13 protein-coding genes are annotated in these 16,180 nt (G+C 68.4%); 7 read left to right on the forward strand and 6 right to left on the reverse strand.

The features are described 5' to 3' along the window. Nucleotides 1–10: 10 nt before the first annotated feature. A complete protein-coding gene (locus GV790_RS00740; protein ID WP_163809379.1) occupies nucleotides 11–1,234 on the forward strand; it encodes a cytochrome P450 in 1,224 nt (407 codons plus the stop codon). Then, the gene (locus tag GV790_RS00745) at nucleotides 1,231–1,716 is read left to right on the forward strand and encodes a glutathione peroxidase (protein WP_163809380.1); all 486 of its coding nucleotides are present in this window, start codon (nucleotides 1,231–1,233) and stop codon (nucleotides 1,714–1,716) included. Before GV790_RS00740 ends, GV790_RS00745 begins: the two co-directional genes overlap by 4 nt. A gap of 90 nt (nucleotides 1,717–1,806) precedes the next feature. Here the strand turns inward: GV790_RS00745 and GV790_RS00750 are convergent, their stop codons facing one another. Beyond that, complete coding sequence (locus tag GV790_RS00750; RefSeq protein WP_163809382.1) at nucleotides 1,807–3,159, reverse strand: cytochrome P450; 1,353 nt, start codon at nucleotides 3,157–3,159, stop codon at nucleotides 1,807–1,809. A 240-nt stretch (nucleotides 3,160–3,399) separates the two neighbouring features. Between GV790_RS00750 and GV790_RS00755 the strand changes: the two genes are divergently transcribed. Beyond that, a complete protein-coding gene (locus GV790_RS00755) occupies nucleotides 3,400–4,533 on the forward strand; it encodes an MCE family protein (protein WP_163809917.1) in 1,134 nt (377 codons plus the stop codon). A gap of 41 nt (nucleotides 4,534–4,574) precedes the next feature. On the opposite strand, the gene GV790_RS00760 is transcribed toward GV790_RS00755, so the two are convergent. The 5 genes from GV790_RS00760 to GV790_RS00780 all read right to left on the reverse strand — a co-directional run bounded on the left by GV790_RS00760 (nucleotide 4,575) and on the right by GV790_RS00780 (nucleotide 8,845). Further along, nucleotides 4,575–5,504 carry a hydroxymethylglutaryl-CoA lyase gene (locus GV790_RS00760; protein ID WP_163809384.1) on the reverse strand — a complete coding sequence of 310 codons (930 nt, stop codon included), beginning with the start codon at nucleotides 5,502–5,504 and terminating at the stop codon, nucleotides 4,575–4,577. After that, nucleotides 5,495–5,674, reverse strand: coding sequence for a hypothetical protein (locus GV790_RS00765; protein WP_163809386.1), 180 nt, complete (start codon nucleotides 5,672–5,674; stop codon nucleotides 5,495–5,497). Before GV790_RS00765 ends, GV790_RS00760 begins: the two co-directional genes overlap by 10 nt. Beyond that, nucleotides 5,671–6,903: a CaiB/BaiF CoA transferase family protein gene (locus tag GV790_RS00770; protein WP_163809388.1), complete on the reverse strand. Its 1,233-nt coding sequence runs from the start codon at nucleotides 6,901–6,903 to the stop codon at nucleotides 5,671–5,673. Before GV790_RS00770 ends, GV790_RS00765 begins: the two co-directional genes overlap by 4 nt. Nucleotides 6,904–7,039: 136 nt before the next feature. Then, a complete protein-coding gene (locus tag GV790_RS00775) occupies nucleotides 7,040–7,975 on the reverse strand; it encodes a TauD/TfdA dioxygenase family protein (protein ID WP_163809390.1) in 936 nt (311 codons plus the stop codon). A 99-nt stretch (nucleotides 7,976–8,074) separates the two neighbouring features. Then, the gene (locus tag GV790_RS00780) at nucleotides 8,075–8,845 is read right to left on the reverse strand and encodes a deoxyribonuclease IV (RefSeq protein ID WP_036539336.1); all 771 of its coding nucleotides are present in this window, start codon (nucleotides 8,843–8,845) and stop codon (nucleotides 8,075–8,077) included. Between the two features lie 109 nt (nucleotides 8,846–8,954). Here GV790_RS00780 and GV790_RS00785 point away from each other — a divergent pair, with 109 nt between their 5' ends. The 4 genes from GV790_RS00785 to GV790_RS00800 all read left to right on the forward strand — a co-directional run bounded on the left by GV790_RS00785 (nucleotide 8,955) and on the right by GV790_RS00800 (nucleotide 16,132). Continuing rightward, nucleotides 8,955–10,460, forward strand: coding sequence for a serine/threonine-protein kinase (locus GV790_RS00785; protein WP_163809391.1), 1,506 nt, complete (start codon nucleotides 8,955–8,957; stop codon nucleotides 10,458–10,460). A 396-nt stretch (nucleotides 10,461–10,856) separates the two neighbouring features. Then, nucleotides 10,857–12,689: a serine/threonine-protein kinase gene (locus GV790_RS00790; RefSeq protein ID WP_163809394.1), complete on the forward strand. Its 1,833-nt coding sequence runs from the start codon at nucleotides 10,857–10,859 to the stop codon at nucleotides 12,687–12,689. A 78-nt stretch (nucleotides 12,690–12,767) separates the two neighbouring features. Beyond that, nucleotides 12,768–13,544 carry an ABC transporter ATP-binding protein gene (locus GV790_RS00795; protein ID WP_163809395.1) on the forward strand — a complete coding sequence of 259 codons (777 nt, stop codon included), beginning with the start codon at nucleotides 12,768–12,770 and terminating at the stop codon, nucleotides 13,542–13,544. Then, nucleotides 13,544–16,132 carry an ABC transporter permease gene (locus GV790_RS00800; protein ID WP_163809397.1) on the forward strand — a complete coding sequence of 863 codons (2,589 nt, stop codon included), beginning with the start codon at nucleotides 13,544–13,546 and terminating at the stop codon, nucleotides 16,130–16,132. The genes GV790_RS00795 and GV790_RS00800 overlap by 1 nt, the downstream gene beginning before the upstream one ends. Nucleotides 16,133–16,180 lie beyond the last annotated feature (48 nt).

A 16,180-nucleotide genomic window follows, 5' to 3' on the forward strand; every position in this document is an offset into this window, starting at 1 on the left:
AGGACACCCCATGACATCGACCTTGCCCACGGGATTCGATTTCACCGACCCGGCCCTGTGGGCCGAACGCAGCCCCGTCGAGGAATTCGCGCAGTTGCGCCGGACCGCGCCGGTCTGGTGGAACGCCCAAACCGATGAGAGCTCCGGCGGTTTCCGCGACGGCGGCTTCTGGGTGGTCAGCAAGCTGGCCGATATCAAGGAGATCTCGCGTCATCCGGAGCTGTACTCCTCGCAGGAAAAGGGCGCGATCATCCGGTTGCCGGGTGACATCACGCCCGAGCAGATGGAGGTGACCGGCGCACTGCTGGTCAATATGGACCCGCCGAAGCACTCCAAGATCCGCCGGATCATCTCCAAGGGTTTCACCCCGCGGGCGGTGGAGGGTCTACGCGCGGCGCTCACCGAACGGGCCGCGAAGATCGTGCACGAGGCCAAGAAGACCGGCGGCGGGGATTTCGTCACCCAGGTCGCGTGCGAGTTGCCGTTGCAGGCCATCGCCGAACTGCTGGGCGTTCCGCAAGAGGATCGGCGCAAGCTGTTCGACTGGTCGAATCAGATGCTCAACTACGACGACCCCGAATACGGCGATTCCACCATGGCCTCGGCCGAAATCCTCGGCTACGCCTGGAATATGGCCGAGCAGCGCCGGGCCACCCCGGTCGACGATATCGTCACCCAACTGATCAACGCCGATCTCGACGGCGAAGGGCTCGGCTCCGACGAATTCGGGTTCTTCGTCATCCTGCTCGCCGTCGCCGGCAATGAGACCACCCGCAACGCGATCACCCACGGCATGAAGGCATTCGTGGACCATCCCGAACAGTGGGAGCTCTACCGCGAGCAACGCCCGCGCACCGCACCGGATGAAATCGTGCGCTGGGCCACCCCGGTGACCGCCTTCCAGCGCACCGCCACCGAGGACCTCACCCTGGGCGGACAGCACATCGCCAAAGGTCAGCGCCTCGGCCTGTTCTACAGCTCGGCCAATTTCGATGAAGACGGCTTCACCGACCCGTTCACCTTCGATATCCTGCGCGACCCGAATCCGCACGTCGGTTTCGGCGGCACCGGCGCGCACTACTGCGTCGGGGCCAACCTGGCCAAGCTGGAAATCGACCTCATGTTCAACGCCATTGCCGACGCGATGCCCGAGATCACCCCGGTGGCCGATCCGGTACGGTTGCGCTCGGGGTGGATCAACGGAATCAAGAATTGGCAGGTGCGATACGAGTGAACGTTCGAGACATTCCGGTGCGCACGCTGTCCGGTGAGCAGTCCACGCTCGCCGGACTCGTCGGTGACCGGGTCGTGCTGCTGGTGAACGTGGCCTCCAAATGCGGGCTGACCCCGCAGTATTCGGGCCTGGTCGAACTCCAGAAGAGCTACGGCGACCGCGGATTCAGCGTGGTCGGCGTGCCGTGCAATCAGTTCATGGGCCAGGAGCCGGGCACCGCGGAGGAAATCCAGCAGTTCTGCTCGATGACCTACGGCGTGGATTTCCCGCTGCTGGAGAAGACCGACGTCAACGGTGAGGGCAGGCACCCGCTGTACCAGGGGCTGGTGGAGACGGCCGACGCCGAGGGCGCGGCAGGCGATATCCAGTGGAACTTCGAGAAGTTCCTGATCGCCCGCGACGGCACGGTGGCCGGCCGGTTCCGTCCGCGCACCACTCCCGACGACGCCGCGCTGGTCGCCGCGGTCGAAGCGCTGCTCTGACCTAGCACCCGCACGGACGCACCACGCTGCTCTGAAGCGGCAATGAACAATGGGGCCCGCTCGGCTGAGCGGGCCCCATTGTTCATTTGTTCATTTCTGTCGTCTGCGATAGCGCACCGTGCAGGGCTTCGCCAGCTGCACCACCATCTTGCTGTGGTCGTTGCGGTATTGCTCCGAGGGCAAGGTCATCTCGAATTCCCAATCCCGCAGCAGGATCGAGAAGATCGCCTTCAACTGCATCAAGGCGAAGGGCGCGCCGACGCAGCGGTGCCTGCCCGCGCCGAACGGAATCCAGGTCCACCGGTTGAGGATGTCTTCCTGGTTCGGATCGATATAGCGGCCGGGATCGAAGGTATCCGGGTGCGGGAAATCCTCGGCGATCCGGTTCGAGATCGCCGGGCTCGCCGCGACCATATCGCCGGGCTCGATCCGGCTACCGCACACCTCGAATTCATCGCGCGCCACCCGCATCAGGATGATCAGCGGCGGATGCAGCCGCAGCGTCTCTTTCAGGACCGCCTCGAGCTGCGGGATCTGCCGTAGCGCACCGAAACTGATATCGGAGCCGTCGCTGTAGAGCTCATCGAGTTCGGTGACCACTTTCCGCAATTGCTCCGGGTGCCGTAGCAATTCGATGACGCTCCACGCCGCGGTACCCGAGGTGGTGTGGTGCCCGGCGAACATCATCGAGATGAAGATGCCGGTGATCTCGCTGGCGCTGAATCGTGGCTTGCCGTCCTCGCCGGGCACCGAGACCAGCACGTCGAGCATGTCGCGATCGCCGGCATCGGCGGGCGGATTCGCCGCGCGGGTGTCCATGATCTCCTGCACCAGCGCCACCAGTTCCCGGCGCGCGGCATCGCGGCGGCGGAAACTCTCGATCGGTGCGTACGGATCCACATAGGCCAGTGCGTCGGTACCGCGTTCGAGATCGTGATACAGCTGCGCGAACCGGCCGTCGAGCTGATTGCGGAATTTCACCCCGATCAGGCAGGCCGAGGAGGTGTAGATGGTCAGTTCGGCGAAGAAATCGAGCAGGTCGATTTCTCCCGAATCACCCCAGTTCGCCACCATCCGATCCACCTCGGCGGCGATCGTCGCGGCGTGCCCGCGCATCTGATCGCCGCGCAGGGCCTGGTTGTGCAGCATTTCCTTGCGACGCTCGGGGCTGGCGTCGAACACCACACCCGCACCGAAGATCGGTTTCATGAACGGATACGCCGCACCCTGATCCAGATCCTCATCGCCCGCGCGGAAGAAGAACTCGTTGGCCTCGGCCCCGGTCAGCAGGATGACCCGTTTTCCGGCGAGTTCGAACGCGCCGACGTCGCCGCATTCCTCCCGGACACGGCGCATCAGCGCGATCGGGTCGACCCGGAACTCGTCGAGATGGCCGTATTCGGAGTCGCCGCCGGAAACTCGTTGCGGCTGCACCAGAGTCATCGAAAACCTCCCGGTGATCACTGTCCAGACATATGATGGACACGTGTCTGGACAGTACTACGACACGACTGGGCCCGGCAAGCGATCCTCGATCGCGCCCGGTCCGCAAGGCGGCAGTGCCGTACCGGTTCGTCGGTAAGCAGGTGAGCGGTGGATTCGAGACAACACACCGGGACCGAACGTTTCGTGCTGCTCCGGGTGACGTGGCAGCTACTGCGCTGGAAAATCGCCGCGACCGCAATGGTTTTCGGGCTCGCCGGAGTGCTGGTTCTCACCTGGTCGATGTACGCGGGCGGCTTCGCGACGACGGCGACCGTCACCGTCGAGGCACCGCGCAGCGGGCTGGTGCTCGACCCGGACGCCAAGGTGCGGTTTCGCGGCGCGCAGATCGGCCGGGTCGCCGGCATCGAGCACGCGGGGGACCGAGTGCGGTTGCGGCTCGAACTGGAGCCGGATCTGCTGGGGCTGGTACCTGCCGATGCGAGCGTCGATATCCGCTCCACCACGGTGTTCGGCGCGAAGTACGTCAACTTCGTGGCGCCCGCGCGCGCGTCGACGGCGTCGCTGCGCCCGGGGGCGGTGGTGCGGGCCGAGGACGTGACCGTGGAATTCAATACTGTCTTCCAGCGACTCACCGACGTGCTCGACCAGATCGATCCCGCCCAGCTCAACGCCACCCTCACCGCCATCGGCACCGCGCTGCACGGACGCGGCGCGACCATGGGCGATCTGCTCGCCGACGCCGACCGCTATCTGCGCGAGATCAACCCGCACCTGCCCGCGCTGCGCCGCGATGTGGCGGGCGGGGCCCGGGTCACCGAGACCTACGCCGATACGACGCCCGACCTGCTGCGCACCCTTGGCAATGCCACCGTCACCAGCGCCACCGTCGGCGCGCACACCGCCGAGCTGGACACTCTGCTACTCGATCTCATCGGCCTCGCCGACACCACCGGCGCGGTGCTCGGGGAGAGCGAACAGCCGCTGGTGTCCGGGCTGGAACTGCTGCTGCCGACCGCGCAGTTGCTGCACGAATACAAGCCGGTGCTCAATTGTGTGGTGCGCGGCTTGGCCAAGGCCATGCCACTGGCCGAGGCCATGATCGGCGGCATCAAGCCGGGCGCGATCTTCAACGCGAGTTTCATGTACGGCGCGGAGGCGTACAAATATCCGGAGGACGCACCGAAGGTCAATGCGACCGGCGGGCCACGCTGCGACGGCATTCTCGATCGAGTGCCCGGCTCGCATGCGCCCTATGTGGTCACCGATACCGCCGAATCCGATCCGTACGCACCGTCGACGACCTTGCACTCGAACGGTCCGTCGGTGTTCCAGGTGCTGTTCGCCGGGCTGCCGGGCATGGCATCTCGGTGAGGACCGCCCCGGCGCGGTCGCCGCGAGCCGCCGCCGCGCGGTCAGGATGTGCGGATCACCCAGTCGAACGCTCGCGCCTCCGAACGTGCGCCCTGTGTGGTGCGCGAACGATTCGGCTCGCCGAGTTCGCCGAGGATGCCGTCGGTGAGCCCGACCAGCTCGGCCAGCACGGCGGGCGTGAACCAGTCCGGGCGGGTGGCGAAGAGCAGGTCCTCGGTGGCGGTATTGCCGCTGGCACCAGGGGCGAACGGGCAGCCGCCGAGCCCGCCGAGCGAGCCGTCCACCATGGCGGCGCCCGCACCGATCGCGGCCAGAGAGTTCGCCACGCCCATGCCCCAGGTGTCGTGGCCGTGGAAGACGATGCGCCGCTGCGGTGTCCGCTCGCGCACCGCGCTCACCAGGGCCGAGACCTCGGCGGGATAGGCCTGTCCGAGCGTGTCGGCGAGCACGATGTCATCGGCACCCTCGGTGCGCGGATCGGATGCGATGGCCAGCACCCGCGCCGGATCGACCCGGCCGTCGAACGGACAGGTGAACGCGGTGGCCAGGCACAACTGAATCGAGCCGCCCGCTTCCCGGGCGATGCGCACGGCGTCGGGCATGGCGGCGACGCTGGCCTCGGTATCGCGACCGATATTGGCGCGGTTGTGCGCGTCCGACACCGAGAAGCAGTACTGGAAATTGCGCACGCCCGCCGCGGCGGCCTTCTCCACGTGGCGCGGCGTCGCTACCCACAGCCAGCAGTGCTCGAGTTCCTCGGGCGTCAGAGCCGCGACCAGTTCCATGCTGTTGGCCATCGGCGGCACCAGATCCGGGCGCGCCAGCGAACCGATCTCCAGCGCGGGCACGCCGAGCGCGAGCAGCCTGCGCACGATCTCGACCTTGTGCTCCACCGGCAACGGCTTACCGGTCAATTGCAGACCATCGCGCAGGGTGACATCGCGCAGCAGCGGAGCGGCGGTCACAGCCATCGCGGGGCCCGCTTGTCCTGGGCTTGCGGCGGAACGCACATCACACCGCCGCACGGTTTCTCGTTCATGCCCGCCGGATTGGGGTGCACGGTCGGGCGGCGATGTTCGGGGGCCTTCAGCTCCCAGCGGCCGCGGGCCGGTGGACGGCGCGGGGTACGGCGGCGCCTCACGAGGCCGCCTCCTGCTCCCGCGCGCCGGTGAGGGCGTCGACCTCGGCCTCGGTCATGCCGAGCAGTTCGGTCAGCACCTGCCCGGTGTGCTCGCCGAGATCCGGGCCCACCGAACGGATCGGCAGCGACCGGTCACCGATCACCGGGACGATGCCGGTGAAGCCCACCTGTTTGGGTTCGGGTTCGCCGACGTCGACCGGGAAGTGCTGGATCATATTGCGCGCGGCGTACTGCTCGTCGGCGACGATATCGGCGGCGGTGTAGATCGGCCCACACGGGATCGCGGCCTCTTCCAGGATGCGCAGCGCCTCCGCGCGGGTATGCCGGATCGTCCATTCGCCGATGGCGGCGTCGAGGCGGTCGCGGTGCCGCCAACGGCCGGCGTTGTCCTGTAATTCCGGGTCGGCGGCGAGGTCGGGGCGTTCGATCACCTTCATGTAGCGCTGGAAGATGGCGTCGCCGTTACCGCCGATGATGATGCTGGTGCCGTCGGAGCACGGGTAGGCGTTGCTCGGCGCGATGCCTTCCATCCGGCCGCCCACCCGCTCGCGGTTGATGCCGTAGGCCAGATAGTCCGGGACCAGCGATTCCATCACCGACAAGATGGCCTCGTTGAGCGCCACATCGATCACCCGCTGCGCCAGCGGCACCGCCGTGCTGCTGCGCTCGCGCTGGAACAATGCCATCACCGTGCCGAACGCGGCGTAGATCCCGGCGATGGAATCGCCGATGGACACACCCACCCGCACCGGCGGGCGGTCCGGGTCGCCGACCAGCTCACGCAGTCCGCCCACCGCCTCGGCCACCGCGGCGAACCCTGGGCGGGCGGCCAGCGGCCCGGTCTGGCCGTAGGCAGAGATGCGTGTGATCACCAGATTCGGGTTGGCGGCCTCGAGCACCTCGGGTCCGAGACCCCATTTCTCCAGCATGCCGGGCCGGAAGTTCTCCAGCAGCACATCGCAGTGGCGCACCAGGTCGAGCACCACCGCGCGCCCGGCCTCGGTGCGCAGATCCAGCGTGATCGACTTCTTGTTGCGGTTGATGGTGCGATAGAGCATCGAGGTGTCGCCGCCGTATAGGCGCCAATTGCGCAGCTCGTCGCCGGTGCCGGGACGTTCGACCTTGATCACCTCGGCGCCGAAATCGCCGAGGATACGTCCGGCGGTCGGTGCGGCCACATAATTGCCGAGTTCCAGGACGCGCACACCGTCCAGGGGCCTGATGCTCATGGCCAACAGTGTGAACCATGGGCGTGCTCGCCCGGCGGTCGCCTCCGCCGGGCGGGTCGTGTCGGGCGGTATCCGGTCCCACCCGCCCGGGGTTGTGCGTGGTGACCTTGCGCTGTCGCCGCCGGGCCCTGACCGGTCAGGCGGCGTGGGCCCGTGGCACGTCGATGATCGAGTAGTGCTCGGCATTACCGGTGCGGACGGTGCTGAGGGCGCCGTCCACGCCGACCGGGATATCGCCGGCCAGGGTGATCCGGGTGAGCTTGCGCGGCTGATCGTCGTAATCGTCGACGGCATAGTGCTGGGTGGCGCGGTTGTCCCAGATCGCGACGTCACCGTCGGACCAGTTCCAGCGCACGGTGTGCTCGAGCTTGGTGACCCGATCCTGGAACAACCGGAACAACGCCTGCGATTCGGTCGCCGAGAGGCCGACGAAATTCTTGACGAAATGTCCGAGCAGCAGCGCCCGCTCGCCGGTCTCCGGATGCACCCGCACCACCGGATGCTCGGTCTCGTACAGCGTCGACTCGAACTCGGCCCGGTACTCGCGCTGATGATCGGTGGGTTCGGTGCCGGTGCGGGTGGCGTAGTCGTAGGCGTTGGTGTGCACCGCGCGCAGATTCTCCGCCAGCAGTTTGAGCGGGTCGGGCAGCGAATCGTAGGCGGCGACGGTAGAGGCCCAGGTGGTGGAGCCGCCGTAGGAGGGCAGCCGCACCGCGCGCAGGATCGACGCCTTCGGAACGCGGTCGACGAAGGTGACGTCGGTATGCCAGCTGTTGGCGCGGCCGCGTTCGGAATCGATGGCAAGCGATTTCACTCCCGCCGAGGTGACGGTCGGATGCGGAGTGGTCGGGCTGCCGAGCAGTTGCGCGAACGCGTACTGGCCGTCCTCGTCGAGGTGCTGCTGGCCGCGGAAGAAGATCACCTTGTGTTCCAGCAGCGCGCGGTGGATCGTGGCGACGGTCGTGGCATCCAGATCTGCGCCGAGCCGGACACCGTCGATCCGGGCACCGATGCGGGAACCGAGCTTGACCACCGAGACGGTGGCGGCGGACGTGGCGTTGTCGACGGTCATGAGGCACCTTCGCGGGAGAGCGGATGTTGATACCGCGAGCACACCACCGCCCCGCCCGCATCGACAGGTTTACGGTCGGCCTGATCCCAACGCAGGCGCTCAGCCGACGTGTTCGCGCAGATACGCCATATCGTCGGCGACGCCCTCGGCCGGAGTCTCCAGGATCACCGGTGCGTCGGCGGTGCGGCAGACCTCGGCCAGCAGCTGCGGGTCGATGGTGCCGTCGGCGAAATTGGCGTGCCGGTCGGCGCCGGAATTGAACTCGTCGCGGGAGGAATTCAGGTGCACCAGATCGATGCGCCCGGTGATCGCCCGGATCCGCTCGACCACGCCGACCAGGTCTTCACCACCGGCCCAGGCGTGGCAGGTGTCGAGGCAGAAGCCCGCACCGAACTCGCCGACCGCGTCCCACAGCCGGGCGATGGAATCGAAATGCCGCGCCATGGCATGGTTTCCGCCCGCGGTGTTCTCGATCAGGATCGGTACCGCGAAGCCGCCCTTGTCCTGCTGACGTTCGAACAACTTGCGCCAGTTGACGATCCCCGCCTCGATCTCCTCATCGGAGCGGACGTGCCCGCCGTGCACCACCAGGCCGAACGCGCCGATATCGGCCGCGGCCTTCGCCTGCTGGGCGACGGCATTGCGCGACGGCATACGCAGCCGATTGTTCAGGCTGGCCACATTGATCTGATACGACGAATGCACCACCACATCGATCGGGCTGGCCAGGATCTGCTCGGCCCGTGGATGCGGCTGTGGTTTATCCCAGCTCTGCGGATCGACGACGAACAACTGGATGAGATCGGCGCCGAGTTTCTCACCCCAGCCGATCGGATCGCTGTCGAGCCGGACATGTGCTCCAATGCGCATGCAGTCACCATATCGACCGCCACCGACAGCGTCGCCGGTGTTGCGCCCTGGCGGGTCGGCGAGATACATCCGTAGGATTGGATCCGACCCGGAGAGGGGGGTGTGTACGGTGCTGGCGCCTGGCGACGAGTTCGTGGGTTACACCATCCGCAAGGTGCTCGGCCGCGGCGGTATGGGCACCGTCTATCTGGCCAAGCATCCCCGGCTACCCCGGCTGACCGCGCTGAAGCTGCTCAACCGGGAGCTCTACACCGACAACGAGATCCGGCGCCGTTTCGAACGCGAAGCCGATCTGGCCGCCCAGCTCGATCACCCGAACATCGTCACCGTCTACGACCGTGGCGCCGAGGACCGGCAGCTGTGGATCTCCATGCAGTTCGTGCCCGGCGCCGATGCCTCCATCGCCGATGTGAATGTGCTGGCGCCAGGGCGCGCGGTGCAGATCGTCGCCGAAACCGCGGCCGCACTGGATTTCGCGCACGCCAACCGGGTGCTGCACCGCGATGTGAAACCGGCGAACATCCTGCTCGCCAAAGCGCCGATCGGGCAGCCCGAGCGGGTGCTGCTCACCGATTTCGGTATCGCGGGCATGCGCGACAGCGACACCACGCTCAGCTCGGCCGACACGATCACCGCGACGCTCGCCTTCGCCGCGCCCGAACAACTCACCGGCGCCAAACTCGATCATCGCGGCGACCAATACTCGCTGGCCTGCACGCTGTACTGGCTGCTGACCGGCGATTCGCCCTATGCGGCGCCCACGCCGGCGGCCGTGATCAACGGCCACTTGACCGCTCCGGTGCCGCGGCTGAGCCGGGTCCGGCCAGGGCTGCCGCCCGCCCTCGACGATGTGCTCGCCCGCGCGCTGGCCAAGGACCCGGTCGACCGGTTCGCCAGTTGCACCGAGTTCGCCGCCGCCGCACGCCGGGCGCTGGGCAATGCCGGGGCGCCGCAGCCGTACACCGGATGGCTGCCCGCGCACGGCGCGCACCTGGCCGCACCGCACGGACCGGGCCCGCGCCACGGCCATCCCGGCCCGCCGGCCGGTTACCAGCCGCCGCCGCATGCGGCTCCGCCCTCGCGTGGTGTCGCCCTGCACCGCCACCCGCAAGGCCGGGTGCCCGGTCCGCACCATTCTGGGATGCCGCCGCATTCCGCGCCGCCCCGCCACTCGGCACCGCCACCGCCTGGCCCGCCACCGAGCTCACCGACCGGCCACCCGGTGGCACCGCCCGTGCCGCCGCTGAGTTCGCCCCCCGGCCGACCCGTGGCACCGCACGCGCGTGGCCCCGAGTCACGGCCGGACAACCGGTTCCCGCCCGGCCCGCCGCACCAACCCGCTCCGATGCCGTCGCACGGCCCGTACGGCGGCCCCGGTGGCGGTCAACCACCGCGCCGCGGGCAGCACCGACCGGGCGATGCGCCACCGCCGGGAACCCGGCCGATCCCGCACTCGGCGCAGCAGAGCGGGCCGCCGCCGCAGGCGCCGCGCCGGCCACCCACCCCGGCGGTGATCGACCTGCCGGGCGCCCCGCGCCGGATCGGCAGGGCCCCGTTCGGCGGTTCACCGGCCCAGCCGCGGCAGCCCCCGCCGGAGCCGGAGTCGCAGGCCTGATCGAGCTCGCAGGGGCTGGTGACCGAACGCCGGCTGTTCGAGGCGTGTGCCGCTGACGGCTCGTTCCGTGACATGGGACTGCTCGACCGCAGACCGGGCCGGGACCGACGCCACCGACGGCTTGGTCCGCGGGGCCCGGTGCGAGCGACCGTGGGCCGCCGATGGCGTCTTCGCCGACGTCCTGACGGGGCCTGCGCCGCGCTCGGATAGATGGCGCTGGTGGGGGCTGTCGACGAGCCGAGCCCGGTTCCCGCGACCCGGCGGCCGAGTGCCGGACTGCTGCTATGGTTTCGGTGCTTTCCGTGGTCGGGCCCAGACAGGTTCGACCATGTGTTCTTTTTGCCTGTACGCCTGTTCATCGGTGGGTCCCGGTGGGCGGCGGGAAGTGGAGCAGAAATGCTGGCCAACGGCGACGTTTTCGCCGGCTATGTCATCGACCGCGAACTGGGGCGCGGTGGCATGGGCTCGGTGTACCTCGCGAAACATCCGCGGCTGCCGCGGATGACGGCGTTGAAGCTGCTGAACCGCGAGATGTTCTTCGACAAGGAGGTGCGGGCGCGGTTCGAACGGGAGGCGGACCTGGTCGCCCGGCTCGATCACCCGAGCATCGTCACCGTCTACGACCGCGGGCTCGAAGACGAGCAGCTGTGGATCTCGATGCACTACATCGACGGCATCGACGCCGCATCGGTGGATCCGCGCAGGCTGCCGCCCGAACGCGCGGTGCAGATCATCAAAGAGACCGCCGACGCGCTCGATTACGCGCACGGCATGGGCGTGCTGCACCGCGACGTCAAACCGGCCAACATCCTGCTCGCTCGCTCCACCGGGGGCCGCGGCGAACGGGTCTACCTCACCGACTTCGGCATCGCCCGCCTGCGCGACGACACCGGCCACCTCACCCAGACCGGCACCTTCACCGCCACCCTGGCCTACGCCTCGCCCGAACAGCTCACCGGCGCGACCCTGGACCACCGCTCCGACCAGTATTCGCTGGCCTGCACCCTGTTCTGGCTGTTCACCGGGCACGGCCCGTTCCAGGCCACCAACCCCGCCGCGGTCATCCAGGGCCATCTCCAGTCACCGCCCCCCGCCCTGAGTTCGGTGCGGCCCGGCCTGCCGCAGGCCTTGGACGGTGTGCTGGCCAAGGCGATGGCCAAGCGGCCCGACGATCGTTTCGCCTCCTGCTCGGAGTTCGCCGCCGCCGCACAGCACGCGTTGAGCATGCCGAGCGCGCCCGCCATGCCGATCGCGGGCCCGACCGCGCAGGGGATGCCGCTGCAGGGCGGACCACGCACCGCGATGGGGCAGACCCAGGCGCCCTATCCGACGGCCAACGCGCAGTTCACCAGCGGTGCGACGGCCCAGCCGCATGGCAGCGGCACCCATCAGCAGCCCTTCGGCAGCGGCACGCACCAGCAGCCGCACGGCAGTGGCACGCACCAGCAGCCCTTCGGCAGCGGCACCCATCAGCAGCCGCAGCCGTTCGCGAGCAGCCCCGCGGTACCCGCGCCGCCGCCGATGGCGAACCAGAATCCGTACGCGCAGCGCTCCGGATTCAACCAGTCGCCCCCGCCGATGTCACCGGTGTATTCGCCGCAGTCGCCGAAGAAGAACACCGGCCTGATCATCGGTATCTGCGTCGGGTTGGTGTTGCTGCTGGTGGTGGTCATCGGCATCATCGCCGCCGTCGCGAGCAACGATTCGAGTTCGGCGAGCGGATCGACCTCGTCCACCACGACCGCGACCAGCGTCGCCCCGGTGCCGGCGACGGCGGATTCGATCAGCAAGGAATTCCCGGCCATGGTGCCTGCCTCGAGTACCGGTGACGTCGGCTACCACAACGCCAAATGCTGGGAGACCGAACCGCAGTACGCGCCCGAACCCGAGATCGGCGAACCCGATTTCGGCAACTACGGCTGGCAGTGGCGCTGCTACGGCGGCGCCGACAACGACGATCCGTTCTACCGCTTCTACGTCTACGACAGCGCCGCCGATGTGCAGGCGGTGATCGACGGACTGCCCGCGAGCGCGACCAAGTCCTCCGATGCCAACGGCGGCCAGACCTACACCAACTACAAGATCGACTCCGACGGGCCGAAGATGATCACCGTCTTCACCGGCGAGCCCGAGCGCGCCCAGTACCTGATGTACACCGACGGCATCGTCGGCACCATCGACCAGGTGCTGACGTGGTGGAAGTCGGCGCCGTTGAGCTCCCCGAACTGAACGATTCCCCGGTCATCCCTGCGGTCTGGGTGGATTCCCCGATGGCGCGACGGCGCGAACGCCGACAGACTGGTCACCATGACCTCGCACGCCGTTGGCATCGATCAGGCCCAGACGCAGGCTCCGGCCGTCGTCGCGGCCACCGCCGAAAACCTGACCAAGGTGTACGGGACCGGAGACACCCAGGTCACCGCGCTGGATTCGGTGTCGGCCGAATTCGTCAAGGGCGAATTCACCGCGATCATGGGACCTTCCGGCTCCGGAAAATCCACCCTGATGCATTGCCTGGCCGGGCTGGACAGCGCCAGCTCGGGCACGGTGCGCATCGGTGACACCGCCCTGAACGAGTTATCGGACAAACAGATGACGCGGCTGCGGCGCGACCGCATCGGCTTCGTCTTCCAGGCGTTCAACCTGGTCCCCACGCTGACGGCGCTGGAGAACATCACCCTGCCGCTGGACATCGCCGGGCGCGCCCCCGACCAGCAGTGGCTCGACACAGTGCTGGACCGGCTCGGACTTACCGACCGGCTGACCCACCGGCCGAGCGAACTGTCCGGCGGGCAGCAGCAGCGGGTGGCCTGCGCGCGGGCGCTGGCGGGCAAACCGGAGATCATCTTCGGCGACGAACCGACGGGCAATCTGGATTCGCGCTCCTCCGGTGAGGTGCTCTCGATTCTGCGCACCGCCGTCGACGAATTCGGGCAGACGGTCGTCGTCGTCACCCACGATCCGCACGCCGCCTCCTTCGCCGACCGGGTCGTCTTCCTCGCCGACGGCCGCATCGTCGACGAATTGCGCGGCCCCACCGCGGAATCGGTGCTGGACCGGATGAAGGCACTGGAGACCAAGTGATGGCGGGCAACCCGATGCGCAAGGTCGCCTTGCGCAATCTCGCCGCGCACAAGGTGCGGCTCGCGCTCACGCTGTTGTCGGTGGTGCTGGGAACCGCCTTCATCGCGGGCTCATTCGTCTTCACCGACACCTTGCAGCGCACCTTCGACGGCATCTTCGCCGATGAGGCCAAGGGTGTGGCGGTACGGGTCAGTCCCGAGGAACGGCAGTCGCTCGGCGTGCCCGACAGCGTGGTCGACGAGATCGCCGGTATGGACGGTGTGGGTGCGGTCGCACCCGGTGTGAACGGCACGCTGGTGTTGCTCACCCCGGACGGCACCAAGGCCGTGCAGACCGGCGGCGCACCGACCGTCGGCCAGGCCTATCTTCCGCCGGAACGCGCCGTCGCCGAACCCGAGGAGTTCACTGCGGGGGCACCGCCTGCCCGGGCGGGGGAGATCGCGCTCAACAGCGGCGGCGCCGAACGCGCCGGCCTCTCGGTGGGCGATCGGACCAAGGTGCTGATCCCTTCGCAGGGCACCATCGAGGTCACGCTCACCGGCATCTACGATCTCGCCACCGAAACCGGCGGCTTCATCGGTGTGTTGTTCGACGAGCAGCAGGCCAGGCAGTTGTTCACCGACGGCAAGCACGTCGCCTACGTGGACGTCGCCGCTCGCGGCATCTCCGGCGAGGATCTGCGTGACCGCATCGATGAGGCGCTGCCCGACTACAAGGTGCAGACCGGTGATCAGGTCCGCGCCGAGCTGAAGGCCGAGATCTCCGACGCCCTCAACTTCATCAACTATTTTCTGCTCGCGTTCGGCGCGATCGCCCTGATCGTCGGCACGTTCATCATCTACAACACCTTCTCCATGATCGTCGCGCAACGGCTGCGGGAGCTCGCGCTGCTGCGAGCCGTCGGCGCCAGCAGCCGCCAGGTCGGCAGCTCGGTGGTGGTGGAGGCCGTGGTGATCGGCGTCATCGGCAGTGCGATCGGTCTGCTCGCGGGCGTCGGGCTGGCGTTCGGGCTGTCGGCGGTGCTCAACGCGTTCGATCTCGGCCTGCCGACCGGTTCGATGACGGTGCTGCCGCGCACGATCCTGGTCGGGCTGCTGGTCGGGTTGCTGGTCACGGTGACGAGCGCCTACGCGCCGGCCCGGCGGGCCGCGAAGATTCCGCCGGTGCAGGCCATGCGGGAGGAATTCGCCTCGGCCGGTGAGTCGCTGCGGGTGCGCACCTGGATCGGGCTGGCGCTCGCGGTCGTCGGCGTGGTGCTCGTGGTGGTCGGCGCGCAGTCGACCGGCGGAACGGCAGCGGCGACCGTCGGTGTCGGTGCGCTGGCGCTGATCTTCGCGGTACTGCTGGCGTCGCCCGCCCTGTCCCGGCCGGTGGTGGGCGGACTCGGGCTGCTGCTGCGTCCGTTCGGGCCGATCGGTGCGATGGCGCGCAACAACGCAGTGCGCAACCCCCGCCGGACCGCCGCGACGGCCTTCGCGCTCACCCTCGGGTTGATGTTGGTCTCGGCCATCGGCATGCTCGGCGCCTCCGCGAAGGCCAGCGTCGGCGTGCTGGTGGACAAGGGCGTGGCCGCCGACTACGTGCTGGCCGGGCCGCAGATGGGCGGGCCGCAGTCGGTCGGTGTTCCCGCACCGGCGGTGGCGGCCGCCCGCGAGGTCGCCGGGGTGGCCGAAGTGGTGGCGATCCGCGGTGTCAGCGTGAAGATCGACGATGACGAGGAATTCGGCACCTCGCCCGATGGGCCACTGGATCGGGTGCTGAACTACGACATCCTCAGCGGTACCGGCACTCTCGGTGAGCGCGACATCCTGATCGCCGAAGACGAAGCGGCCGAACACGATCTGCGCGCGGGCCAGCAGATCACGCTCACCAGCATGGACAAGAAGCAGATACCCGTCACCGTCGCGGGCATCTACCGGAAGTCGCCGCTGATGGGTCCGCTGGTCGTGCCGTCCACGGTGTTCGACCAGGTGATGCCGCCGAACCTGCGGATCAACGTGCTGGCCCTTGTCGCCGCCGAGCCCGGCGCCGACCTCGCCGCCATGCGCACCGCATTGGAGCAGGCCACCGTGCGATCGGTGGCAGGCGACGGCACGCCGGGCGCCGGTGCGGATCAGCCGACGGAGGCCTCGCTGGTCCAGGTGCAGGACCGGGAGGAGTTCAAGGGCGCACAGGGCAGGCAGATCAACACCATGCTCGCCATCCTGTACGGCCTGCTGGCGCTGGCGGTGGTGATCGCGATCCTCGGCATCGTCAACACCCTGGCGTTGTCGGTGGTGGAACGCCGCCGCGAGATCGGCATGTTGCGCGCCGTCGGCACCCAGCGCGCCCAGGTACGCCGAACCATCTATCTGGAATCGATGCTCATCGCGGTCTTCGGAGCCATCGTCGGCGCGATCCTCGGGCTCGGCCTCGGCGTCGGATTCCTGCGCACCCTCCGCGATCTCGGGTTGGACCAGATCGCGGTCCCGTGGGGGCAGCTGGTACTGATGCTGATCGGTTCAGCGGTGGTCGGTGTACTCGCCGCGCTGTGGCCAGCGGTGCGCGCGGCGCGGACGCCACCGTTGGCGGCTATCGCGGATCTGTAGGGAGGTTGCGGGCCGATCGTATTCGTCTGCCCCGCAACCTCATTCGGT

It is taken from the genome of Nocardia cyriacigeorgica (genome assembly GCF_010858045.1).
Classification (GTDB): domain Bacteria; phylum Actinomycetota; class Actinomycetes; order Mycobacteriales; family Mycobacteriaceae; genus Nocardia; species Nocardia cyriacigeorgica_E.